Annotated in this window: 18 protein-coding genes; 7 read left to right on the top strand and 11 right to left on the bottom strand. The window is 47.0% G+C overall.

The features are described from left to right. The first annotated feature begins 106 nt into the window (after positions 1–106). Entirely contained in the window at positions 107–2902 is a 2796-nt protein-coding gene (locus ACO08K_RS20590; protein WP_421798351.1) for an outer membrane beta-barrel protein, read from the top strand. A gap of 78 nt (positions 2903–2980) precedes the next feature. Here ACO08K_RS20590 and ACO08K_RS20595 read toward each other — a convergent pair whose 3' ends face one another. Next, positions 2981–3772 (bottom strand): alpha/beta hydrolase, encoded by a 792-nt coding sequence (locus ACO08K_RS20595; RefSeq protein WP_421798352.1) that lies wholly within the window; start codon positions 3770–3772, stop codon positions 2981–2983. A gap of 73 nt (positions 3773–3845) precedes the next feature. On the opposite strand from ACO08K_RS20595, the gene ACO08K_RS20600 reads away from it, so the two are divergent. The 5 genes from ACO08K_RS20600 (at position 3846) to ACO08K_RS20620 (ending at position 9133) form a co-directional block, all read left to right on the top strand. After that, complete coding sequence (locus ACO08K_RS20600) at positions 3846–4550, top strand: esterase family protein (protein ID WP_421798353.1); 705 nt, start codon at positions 3846–3848, stop codon at positions 4548–4550. A 55-nt stretch (positions 4551–4605) separates the two neighbouring features. Continuing rightward, the gene (locus ACO08K_RS20605) at positions 4606–5625 is read left to right on the top strand and encodes an ATP-grasp domain-containing protein (RefSeq protein WP_421798354.1); all 1020 of its coding nucleotides are present in this window, start codon (positions 4606–4608) and stop codon (positions 5623–5625) included. A gap of 299 nt (positions 5626–5924) precedes the next feature. Continuing rightward, on the top strand, positions 5925–7031 hold the full coding sequence (locus ACO08K_RS20610) for a carboxylate-amine ligase (protein ID WP_421798355.1): 1107 nt from the start codon (positions 5925–5927) through the stop codon (positions 7029–7031). 64 nt (positions 7032–7095) lie between these two features. Further along, the gene (locus tag ACO08K_RS20615; protein ID WP_421798356.1) at positions 7096–7932 is read left to right on the top strand and encodes a type 1 glutamine amidotransferase; all 837 of its coding nucleotides are present in this window, start codon (positions 7096–7098) and stop codon (positions 7930–7932) included. Between the two features lie 10 nt (positions 7933–7942). After that, a complete protein-coding gene (locus tag ACO08K_RS20620) occupies positions 7943–9133 on the top strand; it encodes a hypothetical protein (RefSeq protein ID WP_421798358.1) in 1191 nt (396 codons plus the stop codon). A gap of 124 nt (positions 9134–9257) precedes the next feature. Here ACO08K_RS20620 and ACO08K_RS20625 read toward each other — a convergent pair whose 3' ends face one another. From ACO08K_RS20625 to ACO08K_RS20655, 7 genes are all read right to left on the bottom strand, one after another. Then, positions 9258–10505 (bottom strand): hypothetical protein, encoded by a 1248-nt coding sequence (locus ACO08K_RS20625; RefSeq protein ID WP_421798359.1) that lies wholly within the window; start codon positions 10503–10505, stop codon positions 9258–9260. A 160-nt stretch (positions 10506–10665) separates the two neighbouring features. Next, positions 10666–10896 carry a hypothetical protein gene (locus ACO08K_RS20630; protein ID WP_421798360.1) on the bottom strand — a complete coding sequence of 77 codons (231 nt, stop codon included), beginning with the start codon at positions 10894–10896 and terminating at the stop codon, positions 10666–10668. A 63-nt stretch (positions 10897–10959) separates the two neighbouring features. Next, a complete protein-coding gene (locus ACO08K_RS20635; RefSeq protein ID WP_421798361.1) occupies positions 10960–12231 on the bottom strand; it encodes a tetratricopeptide repeat protein in 1272 nt (423 codons plus the stop codon). A 142-nt stretch (positions 12232–12373) separates the two neighbouring features. Then, on the bottom strand, positions 12374–13717 hold the full coding sequence (locus ACO08K_RS20640; RefSeq protein WP_421798362.1) for an AAA family ATPase: 1344 nt from the start codon (positions 13715–13717) through the stop codon (positions 12374–12376). Between the two features lie 145 nt (positions 13718–13862). Beyond that, positions 13863–15074: a tetratricopeptide repeat protein gene (locus tag ACO08K_RS20645; protein ID WP_421798363.1), complete on the bottom strand. Its 1212-nt coding sequence runs from the start codon at positions 15072–15074 to the stop codon at positions 13863–13865. Positions 15075–15185: 111 nt separating this feature from the next. Next, complete coding sequence (locus tag ACO08K_RS20650) at positions 15186–17231, bottom strand: DUF4331 family protein (RefSeq protein ID WP_421798364.1); 2046 nt, start codon at positions 17229–17231, stop codon at positions 15186–15188. Positions 17232–17410: 179 nt separating this feature from the next. After that, the gene (locus tag ACO08K_RS20655) at positions 17411–19120 is read right to left on the bottom strand and encodes a DUF4331 domain-containing protein (protein ID WP_421798365.1); all 1710 of its coding nucleotides are present in this window, start codon (positions 19118–19120) and stop codon (positions 17411–17413) included. Between the two features lie 484 nt (positions 19121–19604). Between ACO08K_RS20655 and ACO08K_RS20660 the strand changes: the two genes are divergently transcribed. Then, positions 19605–20624, top strand: coding sequence for an acyl-CoA thioester hydrolase/BAAT C-terminal domain-containing protein (locus ACO08K_RS20660; RefSeq protein WP_421798366.1), 1020 nt, complete (start codon positions 19605–19607; stop codon positions 20622–20624). Positions 20625–20633: 9 nt separating this feature from the next. On the opposite strand, the gene ACO08K_RS20665 is transcribed toward ACO08K_RS20660, so the two are convergent. From ACO08K_RS20665 to ACO08K_RS20675, 3 genes are read right to left on the bottom strand one after another with little or no spacing between them, the layout of a single operon-like run. Then, entirely contained in the window at positions 20634–21296 is a 663-nt protein-coding gene (locus ACO08K_RS20665; RefSeq protein ID WP_421798367.1) for a hypothetical protein, read from the bottom strand. Then, entirely contained in the window at positions 21286–21807 is a 522-nt protein-coding gene (locus ACO08K_RS20670) for an RNA polymerase sigma factor (RefSeq protein ID WP_421798368.1), read from the bottom strand. Before ACO08K_RS20670 ends, ACO08K_RS20665 begins: the two co-directional genes overlap by 11 nt. After that, positions 21795–21983, bottom strand: a complete 189-nt coding sequence (locus ACO08K_RS20675; RefSeq protein WP_421798369.1) for a hypothetical protein — start codon at positions 21981–21983, stop codon at positions 21795–21797. Before ACO08K_RS20675 ends, ACO08K_RS20670 begins: the two co-directional genes overlap by 13 nt. Positions 21984–22026 lie beyond the last annotated feature (43 nt).

Raw genomic sequence — 22026 nt, forward strand, 5'->3', positions numbered from 1 at the left:
ATAGCTTTGTTAACAATTTTTAACCTTATATCAAGACAGATTAACCTCTTTCCAAAAAATGCTCAGGTATCTTTGTAGCAAGAAATAACCCGATTAACTTTTTATTATGAAGCATATTTTTACCCTCGTCTGTGCACTCTTCCTGACCTACGCAAGTACACAAGCACAAACGAAAATTTTTGGAACCGTTGCGGATACTACCGGGCAAACGCTCACAGGTGCAACGGTGATGGTCCTGCAAGCAAAAGATTCACTCTTAAGTGGTTTTGCACTCGTTGATCCGAAAGGTGCCTTTGAAGTTGTTGGGGTTAAGCCCGGCGATTACATCGTGCAATTGAGCTTTTTAGGCTACGGGGTCAAAAAAATTCCAATTACCCTGGCGGGTGAGAAGGAAAAAGACCTTGGCAAAATCATCATGAAGGAGCAATCCGAAATGTTGAATGTGTATGTGGTGGAAGGGGAAAGATCACCCATGACCATCAAAAAAGATACCGTCGAGTTCAATGCAGCAGCATTCAAAACTCAACCCAACGCTACCGTTGAAGAATTGCTGAAACGCCTGCCTGGGGTGGAAGTAGAAAAAGACGGCAACGTAAAAGCGCAAGGGGAAAATGTAACCCGGGTATTGGTCAATGGCAAGGAGTTTTTTGGCCGTGACCCCAAAACTGCAACCCGCAACCTACCTGCTGATGCAATTGACAAGATACAAGTGTTTGATAAAATGACTGACGTAGCCGAGTTCACCGGTGTGGACGATGGTCAACGCGAAAAAACCATCAACTTGACTTTGCGCCCAGACCGGCAGAACGGCGTTTTTGGCAATTTCCGCGTAGGTGGAGGTGGCCCGGAACAATTTGACCTGGGTGGCAACATCAACCGTTTTTCCAAAACCGGTCAATTGTCTTTCATCGGCTCAGCCAACAACGTCAACCGCAACGGCTTTTCGATGAACGAATACCTTGACTTTTCTGGCGGCGGCGGTGGCGGCATGAATTTTGGTGGTGGCGGCGGCGGTGGCCAAGGCGGCGGCGGCAGTGATATTCCGATCAACTTTGGTCGCAACTACGGATTTACCACTTTTTATTCTTCTGGTTTGAACTTCAGCAAAGATTTTGGCAAAAAAACCAAGATCAATGGCAGCTACCTGTATAGTGGTTTCAAAAAAGAAACCGACCAAAAGAGCCGTACCGAAAATTTCCTGCAAAATTCTGCTTTCATCAAAAGTGATACTTCTGAGCAAGACGAGCGCAGCGATGTACACCGCCTGAACTTTACCTTGGATCACAACCTGGATTCTACCCAATCCATTCGTGTAGTAGGCCGTTTGTCTTTGAGTGCCAATGGTAACGATGTTTTGTCTCGTTCATTTTCAACCAATGAGGTGTTTGTACCACGCAACTCCAGTAACATAACTAGTGCTTCGGATGGTGACAATACCAATTTGAACACCACCATGTTGTACCGCAAACGTTTTAGCCGTCGCGGCCGTAGTTTGAGTACAACCTTTACCTTGAACAATGTGGATGGAAATACCGATGGAACAAACTTGTCTCGGAACCTGTTTTTTGGTACCGATGGCTCCATCCTCAATACCCAAAATTACGATCAACAGACCAATAACCTTAGCGACCGGATGAGCTACAATGCTCGTTTGTCCTATACTGAACCATTGGCCAGAGGCAAGTTTTTGGAACTCAATTACTCTTACAACCACCGGGGCAACGACAACAACCGCGAGGTGTACGATGTAACGCCAACAGGGCAGTTGGTACTCAACTCACAACTAACCAACCGCACCCTTAGCGATTTTAACTTCCACAATGGGGGCTTCAATTTCCGGATTTCCAATCCTAAGTTGAATTTCTCTACTGGTTTGGCTGTACAGCAAGCAGTGTTGGAAGGAGACATTCGGTCAAGTGAGCAAAAGGTAAGACAGGAGTTTTTGAATTATTTGCCTAGTCTGCGGGTACGCTACAATTTCACTCAAATGCGTAGCTTCAACTTTGACTATAGCACTGACATCAACGAGCCTTCAATTACCCAATTGCAACCAGTTCGTGACATCAGCAACCCACTGAACATTTACGTTGGTAACCCGAATCTGAAGCCGGAATACAGTAACCGTTTCACCATGCGTTACAACCACTTCAACCAGTTCAACTTCACCAATTTCTTTGCGTTCACCAACTTTACCTATACCCACAACCGTATTCAAACTGCACAAACCATCAATGAAGAAACCCTGGTCACCGAGCGTACGCCCATCAACGTAGCCGATGATTACCGCTTCTTGAGCCGCTTGAACTATGGTGGTCGGTTTAAAGGTCTAAAAATGCGGTATAGCTTGTCGGCAGGCTTCAATTACAACCGTGGAATCACTTATGTAAACGCGGTTCGTAACTACACCAATACGACCAATCCAACGGTAGGGATCACTTTCGAAAACCAGAAAAAGGAGAAATGGGACTGGAATTTGGGCTATACCCTTAACTATTCCAACACTGCTTACTCTCTGAATAGCGAGCGCAACCAGGATTACAACACCTATACTTACTCTGCTGGTTTGAGAAAATTCTTCTTCAAGGATAAATTGAACATCGAAACGGACCTGGATTACAGCCAATTCCGTGGCTTGGGTGAGGAGTTTGATCAGGATATTCCAATCTGGAATGCTGCGGTTTCCGCTTTCTTCCTGAAAGGCAACAAAGGCCAGCTGAAATTTGGGGTTTATGATATTTTGAATCAAAACCAGGGCATCAGCCGGACCGTTCAGTTGAACTACTTCCAGGACCAAGATGTCAACTCTCTGGCACGTTATTTCATGTTCAGCTTCATCTACTCCATGAAAGGTTTCCAGAAAGGAAATGCCAATGGAGGGAATCAGATTCGGATGATGCGATAACAGCATAGTGATAAGTGATGAATGATAAATGATGAATTGCTACCGCAGAGGCATTGACAATTCATCGCTTATCATTCATCACTCTTTAAAAGCCCACTCCAAAAACTCCCCCATCACCCTTCCCCAGGTCGTCTGATCGTGGCGGCCTCCTTTCACCTCACGGTACACAATATCTTCATTGAGGCGATAGCCTTTCAGTTTTAACTCTTCAATCAAGCCGAGGGTGTCGTCGATGGAATCGATGATACCATTGTTGTTTCGGTCGGATACCTCATCTTCAGTTCCCGTTTGGAGCCAGAATTTGATACTCGGTTTATCGGGGGTTTCGCGCACGAGGGCGTGCATGATGCGGTCTGTAGCTTCGTTATAACCTTGGTCCAATGCCTTGGAGCGCCACCAGAAGGACCCGGAAAAAACGCCCACTTTGGAAAAAATATCGGAATGGTGCCACACGATATCTATGGCGGACAAGCCACCCAGGGAAAACCCTGCATAAAAATTATCTTGAGGCTGAGTCTTGGCGCGGTAATGGCGCTCGATGTATGGCTTGAGCTCATCGATTACGAAATGGGTGAAATGTTTGGCTTTACTGCCTCTGCCTGCGTAATCCGCCTGATTTGCAGTGCCGTACTCCTGGATACGTTGCTCATTGGCATGAATCCCTACCACGATGAAAGGGCGAAGATCATGCTCGGTAAACAAGGTGTGCAAGGTTTCTTCCATCCGCAAACTCGGTAAATCCTGGCCATCGTTGAGGTACAAAACGGGATAATGCCGAAAGCTAAACGCGTAATGTGGGGGTAAAATGAGCGTCACCTTAACCTTACGTCCCAGATGAATGGAGGATAAAACGAGTTCTTTTTTGTGCATATCGAGAATAATGTTATTTTAGTCGCAGGCAAAAGTAATTATTTTGCGATATTACCATTAAAACCAAATAAACTTGCAAGAGACTTACCACAAATTCTGGTCACATAGTTTGGGAAGAGACATTGAAATGTTGACTTTTGGGAATTGGGGCTACCCAATCCTGCTTTTTCCCACCTCCATGGGGCGCTACTACGAAAACAAGGATTTTAAACTCATCGAATCCGCGCGTGGGTTCATTGAGTCAGGCAAAATCAAAGTCTACTGCATCGATAGCATCGACAGTGATAGTTGGTACGCCAAACACCTGCACCCTGCTACCAGAGTGTACAACCATACCTGCTACGACCGAATGTTGAATGATGAATTGGTTCCCTCCATTCGGCAGGAATGTAATGTAGATAAAATTGGGGTCGCGGGTTGTAGCTTTGGCGGGTACCACGCCTTGAATTTCGCCTTCAAACACCCGGATAAAGTAGCTTACATGTTCAGTATGGGTGGCGCTTTTGACATCAAACAGCATTTGGGCGGCTACTACGATGACAACGTGTTTTTTAACAATCCACCTGACTTTATTCCCGACGCACAGAACAACCATTTCTATGATATGAAGATTGTGCTCGGTACTTCCGAACACGATTTTTGCAAGGGAGAAAATGAGTGGATGTCACAAATTTTGCAACGCAAGGGCATCAATCATTGGTTGGATATCCGGCCCTTTGCCAATCACGATTGGCCGATCTGGCGGGATATGTTCCCCGATTATTTGTCTAAAATTTAATCTGATTTAATTGAATGGCTATTGCCACCATTCACGAACAAGAAAACGTTTACATATGAAAAAAATCGGTATTTTATTCGGAAAAGAGAACACTTTCCCCTGGGCATTCATTGAGCGGGTCAATCAAAAAGAAGGCAAGGACATCATTGCCGAGCCTGTTTCGATTGACAAAGTGACTCAGGGTGGCGATAGTGGTTACGCGGTGATCATTGACCGCATTTCTCAGGACGTCCCTTTTTATCGGGCATTTCTCAAGAACGCAGCACTTTGTGGCACTGCAGTAGTCAACAACCCATTTTGGTGGAGTGCAGATGAGAAATTTTTCAACAACTGCCTGGCCTTACAAGTTGGCGTACCGGTGCCGAATACGGCTCTGATTCCCTCCTTTGAACTGCCAACTGATACCAGTGGGGAGTCCTTTCGGAACCTGAAAATGCCCCTGGATTGGAATGCCATTTTTGATTATGTCAAATTTCCGGCTTATATGAAACCACACGCAGGTGGTGGCTGGAAAAGTGTCTATCGGGTGGAGGATGCAGAAGATTTGTGGAAAAAACACGCGGAAACCGAGCAATTGGTGATGCTGCTACAAGAAGAAATCGTCTTTGACGACTATTTCCGTTGTTATTGCATTGGGCAAAAACATGTGCGCATCATGCCTTACGAGCCCCGCAATCCGCACCATTTGCGCTACGATTCTCAAATCAAGGCACAAGGGCCCGCAGCGAAAAAATTGCTGGAAACGGTTCACGATTACGTCATGCGTTTGAACCTGGCCTTGGGCTATGATTTCAACACCGTTGAATTTGCAGTGCGCGATGGCATTCCATACGCCATCGACTTCTGCAATCCAGCACCTGATGCCGATGTGAATTCAGTCGGTCAAGATAACTTTGACTGGGTCGTAGAAGCCGCTGCAACCATGGCAATCGAGCGTGCCAAAGCCGCCAAACCTGGGCAAACCAACCTCACTTGGGGAACTTTTGTCGGTGCAGGCGTGAACGACAACATGGCTGCCTTGACCGGACTTGCAGGCAAAAAGCCCGCTGCGAAAAAGACAACAAAAACGAAGTAAACATAAGTTATCCCGAATTTTTGAAAAGCCAAAATCGGGCTAAAATCTAATCGCGGAGCGATTGAATTTTGAATAGCCCCGGTCGTCTGGGGTAAATAGTAGGCCAAATTGCTTGCAACCACGGCAGTGGTTGAACTCAATTGAGTAATAAATTCAACCGTGTCCGCGGTTGTGAAACATTTTGGTGCCGAAATGACCCCGGACAACCGGGGCTATTCAAAATTCAACCGCATCCGCGGTTCGTTTTTCCAAAAAATCGGGATGACGAATGTTGGGAACCCATAAAAAACCTTCAACCTATGGATCTTTCTGGTTTTACCCTTGGCATAGAAGAAGAGTTTCAAACCATCGACCCCGTAACACGGGAGTTGCGTTCGCACATGTCGCGGATAGTAGATGAGGGGCAAGTAAAGCTCCAGGAACAAGTGAAAGCCGAAATGCACCAGGCTGTAGTGGAAGTCGGTACAGTCATCTGCAAAAACATCCATGAAGCGCGTGAAGATGTGATCAACCTGCGCAAGTACGTGATGGAGATTGCCGATAAGGTGGATTTAAAAATTGCCTCATCAGGCACCCACCCTTTTTCGCATTGGGCCGATCAACCGATCACACCCAATCCGCGTTATGACCAGATCGTAGAAGAATTGCAGGAAGCTGCCCGCTCCAACCTCATTTTTGGCTTGCACGTACACGTGGGCATTCCCAGCCGGGAAGTCGGGGTACAAATCATTAATGTAGCACGGTATTTTTTGCCGCACATTTTTGCGCTTTCCACCAATTCTCCTTTTTGGGAAGGCCGCAATACGGGCTACAAGTCCTTCCGAACCAAGGTTTTTGACAAATTTCCCCGCACAGGTTTGCCCGAATCCTTCACCAGTGCCAGCGAATACGAGCAATACCTGGATTTGTTGATCAAAACGGGTTGCATCGACAATGGCAAAAAAATCTGGTGGGACATGCGCCTGCACCCATTCTTTGAAACCGTAGAATTCAGGATTTGTGATGTCCAAATGCGCGCTGAAGAAACCATCGCCCTGGCCGCAGTGATGCAAGCCGTGGTGGTCAAATTGTACAAATTGATGAGCAGTAACCTGAGTTTCCGCATGTACGGCAAACCACTCATCAACGAAAACAAATGGCGGGCGGCCCGTTATGGCATCGATGGCAAGTTGATTGATTTCGGAAAACAGGAAGAAGTTCCTACTAAAGCTTTGATCTTAGAGCTGCTTGATTTTGTTGATGATGTAGTAGATCAATTGGGAAGCCGGGAGGAAGTTGAGTACATCATCAAAATGATGGAAAATGGCACTGGGGCTGATCGTCAACTCAAAGTATACAACGAAACCAAGGACTTTAAGGCGGTTGTAGACTTCATTATTGGTGAAACCGCCTACGGACTTTGGTAAATCCGGCTACATTGACTAATTTTAACGCTTTTTAATCAAAGCAATGGTTTAAATTTTTACTGTGATGAAAACGGACGAAACGATCAAGATTGCGGTACTGGACATGTACGACAACTGGGCCAATGAAGGCATGCGTTGTATTCGGCAAATAGTAGCCCGCTTCTTGGAACAAGATGGGATGGGGGGAAGTTTTGAAGTGTTCAACGTGCGTGCAAACAACGAAATTCCAGACCTGGAAGCCTTCGATATTTTTATCTCCAGTGGTGGCCCTGGTAGCCCACTAGCGGCCAATACCCAATGGGAAAAGGATTATTTTGCCTTTGTAGATGCCCTTTTTGCTTACAATCGCCGAAATGCCCGCAAGAAGTTTATGTTCCTCATCTGCCATTCTTTTCAAATGGTCTGCCGCCATTTGGGACTGGCCGAAGTGACCAGAAGACAGTCTACTTCCTTTGGGGTAATGCCGATCCACCGCATGGGCGATGGTTATGCCGAGTTTTTATTCCGCGGATTGCCTGAACCTTTCTACGCCGTTGATTCACGCGATTATCAGGTGACTCAGGTCAATGAGACCAGGATGTGTGAATTTGGAGCACAAGCCCTGTGCCTGGAAAAAGAACGCCCCCACATTCCGCTGGAGCGTGCCGTAATGGCGATTCGTTTTTCACCAGAAGTTTTTGGTACCCAGTTTCACCCCGAAGCAGACTCACGGGGGATGCTGCGTTATTACCTGATGGACGACAAGCGCAAATGGGTCATCGAAACCCATGGCGAGGCCAAATATTTCGAAATGATTGATCGACTTGATGATCCCGATAAAATCATGTTGACCGAAGCGGTGATCATTCCTTCATTTTTACACCACGCTGCCGAACAGCTCCAGGGAGTGATGGTAGCTTGATCCTGAACTTATGTTGCCAGAAATACGCCAACGATACAATGCCTCTTTTACTGAAGAGACTTACCAGGCCTTTGTAGCGCAAATCAAAGAGGATTTCCCGAATACCCTGGAGTTTCGCATTGCGGAAACCCCTGCTTTCATACCCAAAGCCTTGACGCAAAGATTGGTTCAAGCCGGAGAGGACATCATTGACGTGATGATCCAACCTGACTTCAAAGCCAAAACCGAGCGGGCCATTCCCGCCGATCAGCGGGTGCCCAACGAGCCGGATACTTGCACGTTATTGACTTTGGATTTTGCAGTCTGTAAGGATGAGCAGGGCGAATATACGCCGCAATTGATTGAAATGCAGGGTTTTGCTACCTTGTATGGCTACCAGGCGTACATCGGTGACATGTACAAGCGTTTTTTTTATTGCCCTAAAGGCTTTACTGAATACTTCAATGGCCTGGATCGGGATGGGTACATCGCAGAGCTGCACCGCTTATTTATTGGCGAAGGCAACGCTGAAAACACCATCCTGCTGGAGATTTACCCCGAGATTCAAAAAACCAGAATTGATTTTGCGGTAACCAAAGACCTCCTGGGCATCGAATCTGTGTGTCTCACCAAGGTGCGCAAGGACGGCCGGAAATTGTACTACGAAAAAGATGGCCGCCGCATCGATATTCAGCGCATTTACAACCGGGTGATTTTTGATGATTTACAAAACTACCCGGATCTGGTGACGGAGTTCAAACTCACCGATAACGTGGACGTGGAATGGATTGCCCATCCCAATTGGTTTTATCGTGCCAGCAAGTTCACCTTGCCCTTATTGAACAGCCCTTTTGTGCCCAAAAGTTATTTCTTGCACGAATTGGTGGAATATCCGGCGGATTTGGAAAATTATGTACTGAAGCCACTGTTTTCCTTCGCGGGTTCTGGGGTGAAGCTGCACATCACCAGGGAAGATCTAGACGCTATCTCTGATAAAGAAAATTTTCTCCTACAACGCAAGGTCAATTACGAACCTGTAGTTGAATCGCCTACGGGTGGGGTTAAATTGGAAATTCGTTTGATGTACTTATGGCATGAAGGGGAGGCCCGACCCAAGTTGATCACCAATCTTTCGCGCATGAGCAAGGGGGAAATGATCGGGGTAAGGTTTAACAAGAATTTCGATTGGGTAGGGGGGAATATTTGTTTTTTTGAGGAGTAAACTTAGGTGTATCTTAAGTGCCTTAGGTTTCTTAGGTGGTGAAAAAGAAAAAGCCTGCGTAGCAGGCAGCGTATTTTCACCACCTAAGAAACCTAAGGCACTCAAGGTTCACTTAAGCAGGTTTTTACTGGCACATCGTCCCCGCCTGCACAAAATACCGCTTTCCATTCAACAAGATCTCATTTCCTGCTTTCCCTGGGCTCATGGGAAACTCCCAAACTCGTCCATCATTAAAGCGCAGAATCAAAGTTGGCTGAGCACCCTTGGCTACTACCTGCCACTTGCCTGCATCCGCGCCTGCACTCGCGTAGGAAAAATCAGTATAAGCATTATTTGAGCTGTAAGAATTGTCGTTTTTGTACACAAAAGTACCTTCCGAACAGATGTGGATGATGTAATGGTCGGCCATTCCATTGCCGGTGTAATAATAATCCAGTCTCTTTCCTTTGATCTTTTGTTTCCATTGTTCAGCCAGGCTGGAGGTTTGGGGTTTGCTGAATTGGACACTATTGGCCATGGATTTGATCAGCGTGGTATATTCTGCACCGTATTGATCTTTCACCCCTGTGGCGGCTACGGTCACGCCACCACCGTTTGGCGACAGCAAGCTGATCATTTCGATGACTACCGCTTTTCCTTGGGCTGTTCCATCAAAGCGGATGAATAAACCATTGCTGCCGTATTCCTTGGTTTGGGCTTTGAGGTAGGTATTGCTGGCTGGGTCGTTGGCATCGAGCACTTGGGCGCGCATTTCGGCCAGGGTCTTGTACTCATGCGGGCTTACACTCATCGATACCTGAGTGCCTACTTTGCTCAATACAAAACCTCCTCCTTGTTCCTGGCTATTCCAGGCGGCCGGCGTTTGGAATGAATAACCGATATAAGGGTCTGCAATTCGGGTACCGGTGGCTGCGGGAGCAGTTGTTGTTGCTTTGGTTCCCGTCCCGCTGGAAATGGTAGTTGGGCTCGTAGCGGTATTGGTTTTTGAGGAGTTGCCCGTATTCGCCGTTGATTTGGTAGCTGCCACTGGTTGATTGGCGGTTTTTACCACGGGGATACTTACACCCTCACTGGTTACGTAGTATTCTCCGATCAAACGAGAGAGGGAAAACGCAAAAGCCTGGCCATTGTATTGGTACTCTGCATTGATCATACCCAGAAGCTTGGTCCCTTTGCTAAAGGCGTATTGTTGACCCTGCAATTGAAAAAACCCTTGGTAAGTGCCGTCAGCAGCCTTATCCATTGACAAAACCAGACCCGATTGGCTATTGCTGAAGGTGCCCACGTAGTGGTCTTCGCTGTTACTTTGCCCACTCAGGGTTTGGAAAAGTGCCATCGCAGTAAAAAGTGCCATAATCATGTGCGTCTTCATGGTTTTGAATGTTGTGCGTGAACAATCAAGTTGATGACTCAAAGATCAGGCTTTCTACCTTTTAATACTTCACCATTGCAGAGGATTTGAAAAATCTCCCCATTTATGAGGAGAAAAGGATGGGAATAGCAAAATGGAGAAGGCTAAATCCAAGTCCTAACTAATCGCTAGAAAGCATACTGAGCACAGCCGATGTTATTCTTGCCCGCTCAATGCCAGCAGTTCCATGATCAATGGTACCCAAACGTTCCTGCCTTTCCAATCCATTTAATCGACTTTGTAACAAAATTACATCATTTTGCAGGTGCTCTGCAACAACTCCAGGCAGCCCTTTGATGGCTTCACCCAAATTACCATTGGCAATAAGGTCAATAATTTCTTTTTTAGTCATTGTCAACAATCTTTACCTCAAATATAAATTTCTTTCTTGATTTTTAAAGTCGGGATCAACTGATTAAAATCTTCTAGCTGCCCGATGTAAGATGTAGTTCGCCACAAAAGCATACAAAAAAATCCCGATCCCATATACATAGATCATCATAAATGCTATAGGGAATAACACAGGAACCAGGCCAAAAATACCCAGAACAATAGCATACCAGGCCAATTGTTTGCGGGCTTGACTGCCCTCGGGAGCCAGGAAGGACCCACTTACTGGAATCAGCATAGTGCCAACTACCAGGACGGCAAAAAGCAGTCGGTCTTTGGTCCAGCCAATCCAACCAGCCTCAGGAGCCAACCAATACAAGACTGCTACGCCCAGCAAAGCCAGCAATTGAATACCTACCCAATTGGCAGCCCGATTTTCATCCGCACTCAAAGCGTGTTTTCCGAGCGGGTGGAAGCGTAGGAAAAAATTGGAAACGGGTTGCCCAATCCAGGTGGAATAAGCAAAAAGAATGTACATGACAATCAAAGGGGTGAGCAAAAAACTCAGCGCTGGAAAGTTTTTGTTCAAACTCAACACGATGCGGTACACAAAATACAGACCAATGATGAACCACCACTGTTTGTCACTTTGCAACTTGCTCATCCACAGGAAATAGTTCAAAATCCAGCGATACAAGGGATTTTTGGCCTTAATGGCCTCTTTTAAACCTGCTCGGGCATGTCCATTTTGAGGATTAAGTCGTAATGCTTCTTTAAAAGCAGCAATGGCCGGCTCAAAATTGTTCTGGTGCACGGCTACCCAACCCTGATTGGCGTGGGACATGGAATTGTGCGGGTCGGTATACAGGGCATAATCCATGGTGGCTTCTGCCTCGGCGGTACGATTGAGTTTGAGTAAGGCCCGGGCGCGCAGGTTGACCAACTCGGTATCTTCAGGGTCGATTTCCAATCCTTTTTCGGCCTGATAAAGGGCTTCTTCCCACTGGTCTTCCTGCATGGCAATCTCCCCAGCCAATTCGAACATCGAGGGCATGTAGGGATTGAGGTTCAAACCACTACGAATCAAGTCTTTTGCTTGCTGATTCTGGTTGTTGTAGAAATTTGCTACTGCCAGAATGTAGTGATTACCGGGGTCATCTGGATCGATGGCCAGGGCTTGCTGTGCAGGAGACAAGGCGGCAGGGTAGTTTCTGCCCATTACTTTGCACAGGGCCAACAAACGGAAGGCAAGTCCATTATCGGGAGACTCCTGCAAGGCAAGTGCTAGTTCTTTTTCAGCATCAGCAATGCGCCGTTGTTCCATGAGGAGTTGGGCGCGTTCAAGGTGGCGTGACATGGAGATAAGTTGCGTTGAGGAAGGTTGAGAAAGTTGAGGAAGGTTGAGGCTACCGCAGCGACTTGCACACTTTCACACGCACACATCACACTCAAACCCATTCTTGCGGTAGCCTCAACTCCTCAACCTCTCAACTCCTCAATTATTTTTTTACATTCAAGTACTTCAAAATTTCATCATACTGCCCGCTTTCATTTGAAAACAGGGCGTAGTTTTTGGCGGTGCTGAACCATTCGCTGGTCGTTGCCCGGTGTTGATTCAATGCCTTGAGCAAGTCAGCAGTGTCAAGTGGAAGCGGAACCCCTTTGCGCATACTTTCCTCCAGCTTGTTTTCAATGGCAATATCGATCACTGCTTCGAGGTCGGCACCTGAAAAGCCGTTGGTTTTTTGGGCGATTTTGGCGAAATCAATGTTCGAAACCGGTTTGTCGCGCAAGTGAATTTCCAAAATGGCTGCCCGGCCGGCTTCATCTGGCGGGGGTACAAAAATGATGCGGTCAAAACGACCGGGGCGGCGGAAGGCGGGATCGAGGTGCCAGGGGGCATTGGTGGCGGCCAGGATCAAAACCCCATCGTTGGACTGCTCAATGCCATCAAGTTCGTTGAGGAATTGGTTGATCAGGTGCCGTCCTGCGCTCATGCGCATGTCGCTGCGATTGGCACCCAGTGCGTCAACTTCGTCAAAAAACAGCACACAAGGCTTGATTTGCCGGGCTTTTTGGAAGATGGCATGCAGGTTTTTTTCACTCTGTCCCAGCCACATGTCCAGGATTTCGTTGATGCCCACCGCCATAAAATTGCTCTTGATTTGGCCTGCCGTAGCCCGGGCTAAATGAGTTTTGCCGCAACCGGGAGGGCCATAAAGCAGGATTCCACCACCGATTTTTTTCCCATAAGCCTTGTAGATTTCGGGATGTTCCAGGGGGTGGATGATTTTCATCCGAATTTCCTCCTTTACTTTTTCCATGCCTCCTACATCGTTGAAACTCACCTTAGGTCGCTCAAATTCTAGGATGCGTTCTTCTTCTCCTTCTTCTTCGCCAAATCCGCCCAGGCGTACTTTGCTTGGCTCGGGTGTTTGGTCGAGTTTTTGATTGATTTCGCTGTTCAGATAGGCATCGGCCAGATTGGGATCGAGCGTGATGGCATTGTCGTAGGCCTCTTGAGCTTGTTGGGCTTGGCCAGCCTTCAACAACAGGCGCGCCTGAATGATCCAGGCCTGCGGTGGTGGCGTATCATGCGACAAGATATCTTCCATGATGACCATCGCCATGGCGGTTTTACCCTGCTCCAAAAAAGCAGTAGACAGACCCATTTGTAGGTTCAAATCTTCCGGTGCCATGCGCAAGGCTGCTTTGTACTCTACTTCGGCTTCTTCAAAACGGCGGTTTTTCAATAGCGCCGAAGCCAGTAGTTTACGCAATGGCAGGTTGTCGGGTGAAGCTTTTACGGCTTCCAATAAAAAATCAAGATCGTTCAATTCCATTTGCCTGGGTATTACATCCATAGTAGCGGGGCAAAATGAATACTTACTTTTTTATCGCCCCAATGGGCCAAATGTAACAATAAAAAAAAAGCAGTTGAGCGAAAACTGCTCAACTGCCTGGTATAGCTCAAAAAAAAAATGTACTCTATCCTTTTATAGCCAGTTGTTTCAATTCTGGGTGTTTGGAATTGGTTTTGGCCGCTTTGGTCATGTGTTCCAAGGCTTTGGAGCTATTGCCCATATCCTGATAGATCAGTGCCAATTTGCGGTTAACGTCTATGTTCTCGGGGCGGATTTCGTATTCTTTTAGTGCATATTTCAGCGCTTTATTCAAATCGCCAACGATGTCGGCATAAATGCTGGCATATTCCAGGTTCATGTTGTGGCCATGGGCTTCGTCATCAGCGAGCATGGGCCAGATTTCATTCAGGGTTTTTTTACAAGCTTCATCATTGCCTTGAGCTTTGTACAACCTGGCGAGTTCTTCATAAAAGCCTACTTCAGGGATGATGTTGGCCGCATCTTTAAACAGTTTTTCAGCTTCTCCGTATTTCTTGCGTTCCACGGCAATTTCAGCCAGCGCAGCAACTGCAAATGGATATTTAGGGCGTTCTTTTAAAATGGTGTTGTATTCTCCTTCCGCTGCATCTAGGTTGCCGTACTGTTTGTACAAATTGCCTAGGGTAAGTCTGGCCCAACAGGTTTGTTCCTGTCCCGGAAAACCTGCCTCTACCGCCATTTTCATGGCTTCAATGGCACCATCTACATCTCCGTGAATTTCACGCAGGTAGGAAACCCGGGCATAAGAACGCAGGTCAGGGCGAATTGAAACCATTTTATCCGCCATCTTGACGGCTTCATCATAATTGCCCAATTCAACGTTGGCATCCACCAATACCCCATAATTCTGGGCGTTGTAGGGATTAAGGTTCATGGCTTCGGTGCCGGTTTTGAGGGCATTTTTGAAGTCGTGCAGGGATAATTGTACACCCGCTTTGGCGGCCAGAGCACGAAATTGGAGGTCTTTTTCCAGTTCTGGTTTTTGTAAAATGTAATCACTCATTTTCAGTGCAGCCGGGTAGTAATGTCCGTGCTCGCCGGTGATACGGGCTTCGTTGACAAATACGTAAACCAGTTTGAGGGCTGCTTCGTAGTCTTTGGGATTATCCAGGAGCGCCTGGCGTGAAGTACCGTAATAACTTTGGACGTCCGACCATTCCTGGCCGTTTTGGATGGCTTCGTTGCGGTCAAGCAGCAATGGAATGTCTTTGACCGTCAGGGTAGCTGACTCAGTTTGCTTCTTGGCACAAGCAAAAGTGAAAGCAAGGATAAGGATAAGGATGGAAATGCGGTGCATGGCTATTTTGTTGAGGAGTTGAGGAGTTGAGAAGTTGAGAAGTTGAGGCTACCGCAGCGATTTTGACAGTGGCGACCTCAACTTCTCAACCTCTCAACTCCTCAACTACGTTTAGTTGACTTTTACTATTTTCACATTCTGCAATACGGCACCATTCTTGTCGATGATCCGTGCGAAGTAGTTGCCTTTGGCCAGGCCTACCGGAAGTTTCGCCTGAATGGCGTTTTCGCCTTCGAATACCGTAGTGGAGATGATGCTGTTCAGTTTGCGGCCATTCAAGTCGTACAGATCGATTTGAATTTGGTTCTCACCCTGAGACCGTACATTGAAGTTGATCTCGTCCCGTACTGGGTTTGGATAAACCGCTGCAACAACTTTTGGGGCTTTCAACAAGCTACTTTCTGCTGCTGCACTTGCAATGGCTGCCGTCGCTGGGCTGCTCACCTCTACACCACCACATTTGCCGTCACCAGCCCATGGTAATGCTACATATGGGAAGCTTAGTCCAAATTTTGCATCATTTTTTTCTACCCCGGTGGTGTAAGACAATACATCGATCAAATCCGTACTGACTGGATTTTTACCATCAAAATCGTCATACCACAACCCAACGGCAGCCAAAACCACACCAGCTACTGCTTGTAACTCAATCCGGGTAACGTCATCCTCTAAGCGGCGACCATTCGGGAAACCATCCATATTCGGGATGAACTCCAAGCTGCGGTTGCCTTTGTATTTTGGATGCGTCAAACCCATCACTGCGGCTTGAACCAAGCCCAGTGAGCTGAAGTTAGGATCGCTACGGCGGGTAGCAGGAACGGCCATGTTCAAACGCAACATGTCGCCACCGTTGGGGAGGAAGTTGTGGATGAAAGGCTTACCTGGCGCCAGGGGATTTCCACCTTTGCCCGTTGCCAATTGGTAAGGGGGAAGGTTTGGGGCACCCGTGTGGAAGATCGGCCAAAGATCTACAGAGCGAGCCTTCCCTGGGCCAGGAAGCAATAATGTACCAAACACCTTATCATCAAGCGCTGTTCCATTCAGCGCAGGATTCCCTTTAAGTGGATACAAGCCATCTTTTCCATAACCGAAGTCAAATGAACCCAATGACTTGCGTTGAATACGCAACTGCTTGAAAGCTGGTACAGCAGTACCGAACTGAGAATCGTCCATGTACAAGGCCAATTCTGGGTTGTAGAAGAAATTGTCCAAAATGGTGTCGCTGATTTCAGCGTAAGGACTGAGTGCATTCCAATAGTCTTTGTAGCCAATTGGAATTACCGCTTCGTTGGTCAAGGGCATACCTAGGCGAGATACCTGAACCCAATCGCCAGAGTGGGTTTCTTTTCCTTTGGACAAAGTACGGATGGCACGACGGCTGGAAGAAGCCCATACCCCAATCACGTAATCTGGGTCCAAAATGCTCTTGGGTAAATAGAATGCTCCCTTTTTCAACAAGGTGCGAATCGGTACTTGAATGGCAATGGTGCTTACATTCAAACACTTGACGCCATCGCGGGCCTTGCCACTTTGACGAGGTGAATCACCCAGGTCAAAAATACCACCCAGGTCTACAAAGAAAGGATCATCGGCTGGGCCGCAAAATACCTTTTCACCAGTAGAAGAAGTGGTGATGGAGTTTTTTACCAAATCGGCATAACGGGTATCCAAACCTACGCCACTGGTAATCGAACGGGTTCCCACATTGGTAGGGGGTACGATCCCATTTCTGATCACCATCTGGAAACTTTTACCTCCATCGATGCTGCGTTCGAGGGTGTAAGTGGCTTTCAGGTTTTGTTTGCCCAAGCGGATGTTGAAGAAAGTAGTAGGATCTTCATTCACCAGTTTGAACGTAAAGCGGAAGGTGATTTCATCGCCAGGTTTGGAGGCATCGTTGTCGATGTGGATCTCGTAGCGGATGTTTTCACCAAAGTTGTAATAGTTCGGTCCACCTTGTGGCAATTGGAAGGGAATGAAGTTGGCGATGATGGTGATCATGCCAGGTTCATCCGGGCTGCGGAAGGCGTACAAATCGGTGTTGTCCGCCAAGGGGTCGTCCGCAATCAGCGGTGCTTCCCGGTGACTGGAGGCAAACAGCGAGGCGCTGATGGCCAACAGACTTAGACAGAGTATGGTTTTAAAAAAGTTTTTCATGTTTGTGCTTTGTGCTACAAGGTTGTAGCTTGATGATGATATATAGTCCCACGAATCTTCCATGGGACGTCCCACGAATAAATTCGTGGGGTAGGGCTTGGTTGTAGCCTCCCACGGATAAATCCGTGGGTTGGCGGGGATTGTGCAGGAATGAAAGTCCAACACACCCACACTCAAACCTAGTTCGTTTCAGTGCCTGCCCAAGGAGCCGCCACGTAAGGGAAGCTTGCCTGGAAGGCTTTGTCGTTTTGCTCTACACCAGTGCTGTAGGTCAAGACGTCCAACAATTGTTTGGTTACTGGGCTGCCGCCAGTTTTGAAGTCATCGTACCACAGACCCACTGCGGCCAGAACGATACCAGAAACTGCTTGCAATTCGATACGGGTTACATCATCCTCCAGGCGACGACCATTAGGGAAGCCATCCATGTTGGGGATGAATTGCAGGTTGGCATTGCCAGCGTAAGTAGGATCCGTCAGACCCAATACTGCGGCTTGTACCAAACCAAGTGGACTGAAATCTGCACTGTTGCGGCTGGTGACTGGCACTGCCATGTTCAAGCGCAACATATCACCACCATTAGGCAGGAAGTTGTGGATGAATGGTTTGCCAACTGCCAATGGGTTGCCGTTTTTGCCGGTAGCCAATTGGTAAGGTGGCATGTTGGGTGCACCTGTATGGAAAATTGGCCAAAGGTCAACAGAACGAGCCTTACCTGGGCCAGGCAACAACAAGGTGCCAAACACTGCATCGTCCAGAGCGGTACCAGCGAGTGCTGCATTACCTTTCAGGCCGTAAAGACCGTCGCGGCCATAACCGAAGTCAAATGCGCCCAATGATTTGCGTTGAATGCGCAGTTTTTTGAAGGCAGGAACTGCACCACCAAAACGGGAATCGTCCATGTACAGGGCCAATTCTGGATTGTAGAAAGACTCATCCAGGGTTACATCAGCCAATTCTTCGTACGGAGTCAAAGAGTTCCAGTAGTCTTTCATTCCGATTGGAATTACTGCTTCGTTGGTCAGTGGCATACCCAAACGAGATACCTGAATCCATTCTCCATCCTCAGCAGGGGCAGAGCCATCTGCTTTCAGGGTGCGCATGGTGCGGCGGCTTGCCGAAGCCCAAACACCAATTACATAGTCTGCATCCAGGATGTTGCGAGGCTCGGCAGGAGCACCTGCCTTTAGCAAAGTAGCAATCGGAACCTGAATGGCAATGCTGTGTACGTTGGTCATGCCTACACCGTCACGGATTTTTTGACCACCTTGACGTGGCAAGTTGCCAAGATCAAATACTCCGCCCAAATCCACAAAGAAAGGATCGTCAACGGGGCCACAGAACACGGTTTCGCCGGAGCTGCTGGTCATTACTGCTTTCTGCATCAGTGCAGCATAAGTAGTGTTCAAGCCCGCAGCGCCACCAATTGAACGAGGGCCGATGTTGGCGGGTGGCACATAGCCGTTGCTCAACACAACCTGGAAAGATTTGCCACCATCGATGCTGCGCTCCAGCGTGTAGGTAGTTTTGAGGTTTTGTTTACCCAAACGAATGTTGAAGAAGGTGGTAGGGTCTTCATTCACACGCTTGAAGGTAAAGCGGTACACGAGCTCGTCGCCGGGTTTTGAGGCGTCGTTATCGATGTGGATCTCGTAGCGGATATTTTCCCCAAAGGTGTTGTAGTTGGGACCACCGTGAGGCAATTCCGCAGGAATGTAGTTGGCGATAATGGTGATGGTGTTAGGCTTGTCCGGGCTACGGAAAGCGTACACATCCGTGTTATCCGCCAGCGGATCGTTGGCGATCAATGGTGCTTCGCGGTGGCTGGAAGCCTGCGCGAACCACGACGCCAAAACGAATAGTAGTGATAAAATGGAATAACGTCGCATAATAGGTTATGATTAAATGAAAAAACTCAGTTGCGATTTTCCTGGACAAAGCATTGGCTAGTAGCAACATGTCGTGCATGTGCCCTGGTGAGAATGCTAAATCGAAGGATGGGAGGTAATTAAGTGAAAAGTGGTAAGCCAGAGGCTGTTAAGATTTTAACCGCCTTCAATGGATCTGTTGTAAGCTGCCAGTTTAAACACAAAAACAAAAGAGGTTGGAAGTAATGATAGTTTCATGGTGGTGTTGGTTGTTGGTGCAAAGGTTCGAGAGTAATTACGAGGTGGGTGGAAAATCGGATTGGATATAGGTGGTTTTTTTTTGAGATGAAAATTTGAAAAAAGATAAGTTGCTGAAAATTTGCTGTTTATAAAATAAATTTTGTTGTTTTGTTTTTGAAAAATTTTATTGATGTTCCTTGTAAAGGAGCTGAACAGTGCAACCCATTGCATATCGCTTTGTCCTTAAGGGTCTGAATCCAAGACCATGAAACCATACATTACCTTTACTCTATTTGTGTTGTGCAGTATTTTGGCGCAAGCTCAAAGCTACCGGGACACGCTATTCCAACACCATACCCTGACCCACCCAAAACTTAAAACCTTTGAAATTCACGTAACCAAATCCAGTTCAGCCAAAAAAAGACCACTCATCCTTTATCTGGACGGCTCGGGCACTTATCCCATTTTTTACCAAAATAAAGCTGGGCGTTTCTCCACTTCGGTGCCCCTTGATGTTCGACGTTATTCCAAAGATTATTATGTTGCATTGATCAGCAAACCGGGCACTCCCTTCAAGGACAGTTTGCGTTATACCACCTCTGGTCGGGCTTATTACCCAGAAAGCGAGCTGTACAAAACCCTCTACAGCTTGGATTGGCGGGCGGAAGCGGCCTCTGAGGCTATTGATTATTTGCTCAAAAAACTACCCATTGATGTCGATAAAATCATCGTGATGGGCTACTCCGAAGGTGCTCAAGTGGCACCCAAAGTCGCAGTGTTGAACAAAAAAGTAACCCATGTAGTGTCTTTGGTGGGCAATGCTTTAAATCATCTTTTCGATTTTATTCTGGAAGCAAGATTAAAAGCCGAACGACAACAAATCTCTCCTGAAGAAAGCCAGGCTATTGTAGATTCTTTGTACCGGGAATACGCAAAAATTTACCAGAACCCTCAGGCCATTGATCAATCCTGGTACGGTGCAACCTATTTAAAGTGGAGCAGTTTTAGCAAAACCACCCCACTAGAAAACATGTTAAAACTGGATATTCCCATCTTGTATGTTGCCGGAGGAAAGGACAACAACCAAACCATTCTCGGGATGGACTATGCCAAACTGGAATTTTTAAGGCAAGGCAAAAACAACCTTACCTATAAAGTGTACCCCAGGTGCAATCACTTTTTTCAGGAAGAAAACGATGTTGACGGCAACATCAAAAGGATCGATCGCATTGATGAGGTGCATCAGTTTGCGATTGAGTGGATTAATGGTGTTTCAAAGAAATAGGTATTGTCCTTAAACATATTCCTCCTCAAGCTCTTCACGTCGAAATCCACGAATTTCAGCCAATAATTCCATTGCCTTCAGCACTGGCGTCCATTCTCGGCCTTCAAAAATGAGGCGAAACCATTTTTTGTCGCGATTTTCGTACTTGATGTTGAAAAAGAGCCAAAAGGCCAAAAAACTGAAGCTGGCCGTGATAACGATTTGTACAAACAAGCCGGGGCCAGGTTGGAGCATATTGGGGTGCACAAAAAAGGTAGTCCAAACGGGAAATTGTAAAAACATCAGGCGAGCGCACCACAAGGTGGAAGCTTTTAGGGCAGCAATCTTTTCCTGGATTTCCAATACTGAGCCGCTAATGTCCATTTGCCCAATCAGGATTAGTTGGTAGAGGTAAATGCCAATGGCTAACTTGGTCAAAATTACCTGAATCAAAGCCGAAATCAGGAAAAACCAGGTAGCGTATGGCCACAAACCAATGATCAATGAATCCACAAATACCACCCAAAGTATCCCTATCACAATGGTGAAAATTTTGGAGGGGCGCATCGAAGCCAGCGTTGACTTTATTTTGAGCTGACTGATGGCTTCGGCATTTTTGCGCTGCAGCACGAGGCTTTCGTCCAGTTTTTCTTCAAAGCGTTGCCAGAGGGCTTTTAAATCTTTATCTTCCATTGGATTGATTTTGATGTTGTGAAAAACGTTGTTTGAGTTTGTCTTTAATGCGGCCAACTTTAGTGGCTACATTGCTGATGGAAATGCCTAAAATTTCCGCGATTTCCGCATGGTTGCGATCTTCAAGGTAGAGCACCATGAGCGCTCGATCCAGCTCTTTTAATTCGCTGATGAATTGCTCGAGGAGGCGAAACTGTCGTTCTTTTTCGCTGGAATCTGCCTCTACTCCCTGTAGTGCTTTTGCATCGAGTGCTTGTTGTCGGCGTTGCTGCGTGGTTGTTTTGCGGTAGTAAGAAATGGCTACATTGAGGGCAATGCGGTAAATCCAGGTCGAACTTTTGTACTGCGCGTTGTAACGCGGCAAAGCCTGCCAAATCTGGATCATCATTTCCTGGATCAGGTCTTGTCGTTCTTCCTCCAAAGAGCAATAAGCTCGGGCTACCTTGTACAAAATGCCCCGGTGTTGTTCGATGAGTTCCTGAAAAGCCGCACTGTTTCCTATTCCAGACATAACGCAATCGCTTTACACAACAGCTGACAGTAGATGACTCGAATCAATTGCTGTATTTCATCCTGGATGAGCCCTGGATAATTTTTGTAAAAATTGAGCAGGTTTTGTGGTTGCACATTGCTCAACACATCCAGTAGCAGGATAAAGATGCTTAGAAAAAACTTCGGTGTGTACATGCTGCGAATGATTTGTGTGAAATGCTTTTATAGATTATTCGCA

This window comes from Haliscomenobacter sp. (assembly GCF_965225875.1).
GTDB lineage: Bacteria > Bacteroidota > Bacteroidia > Chitinophagales > Saprospiraceae > Haliscomenobacter.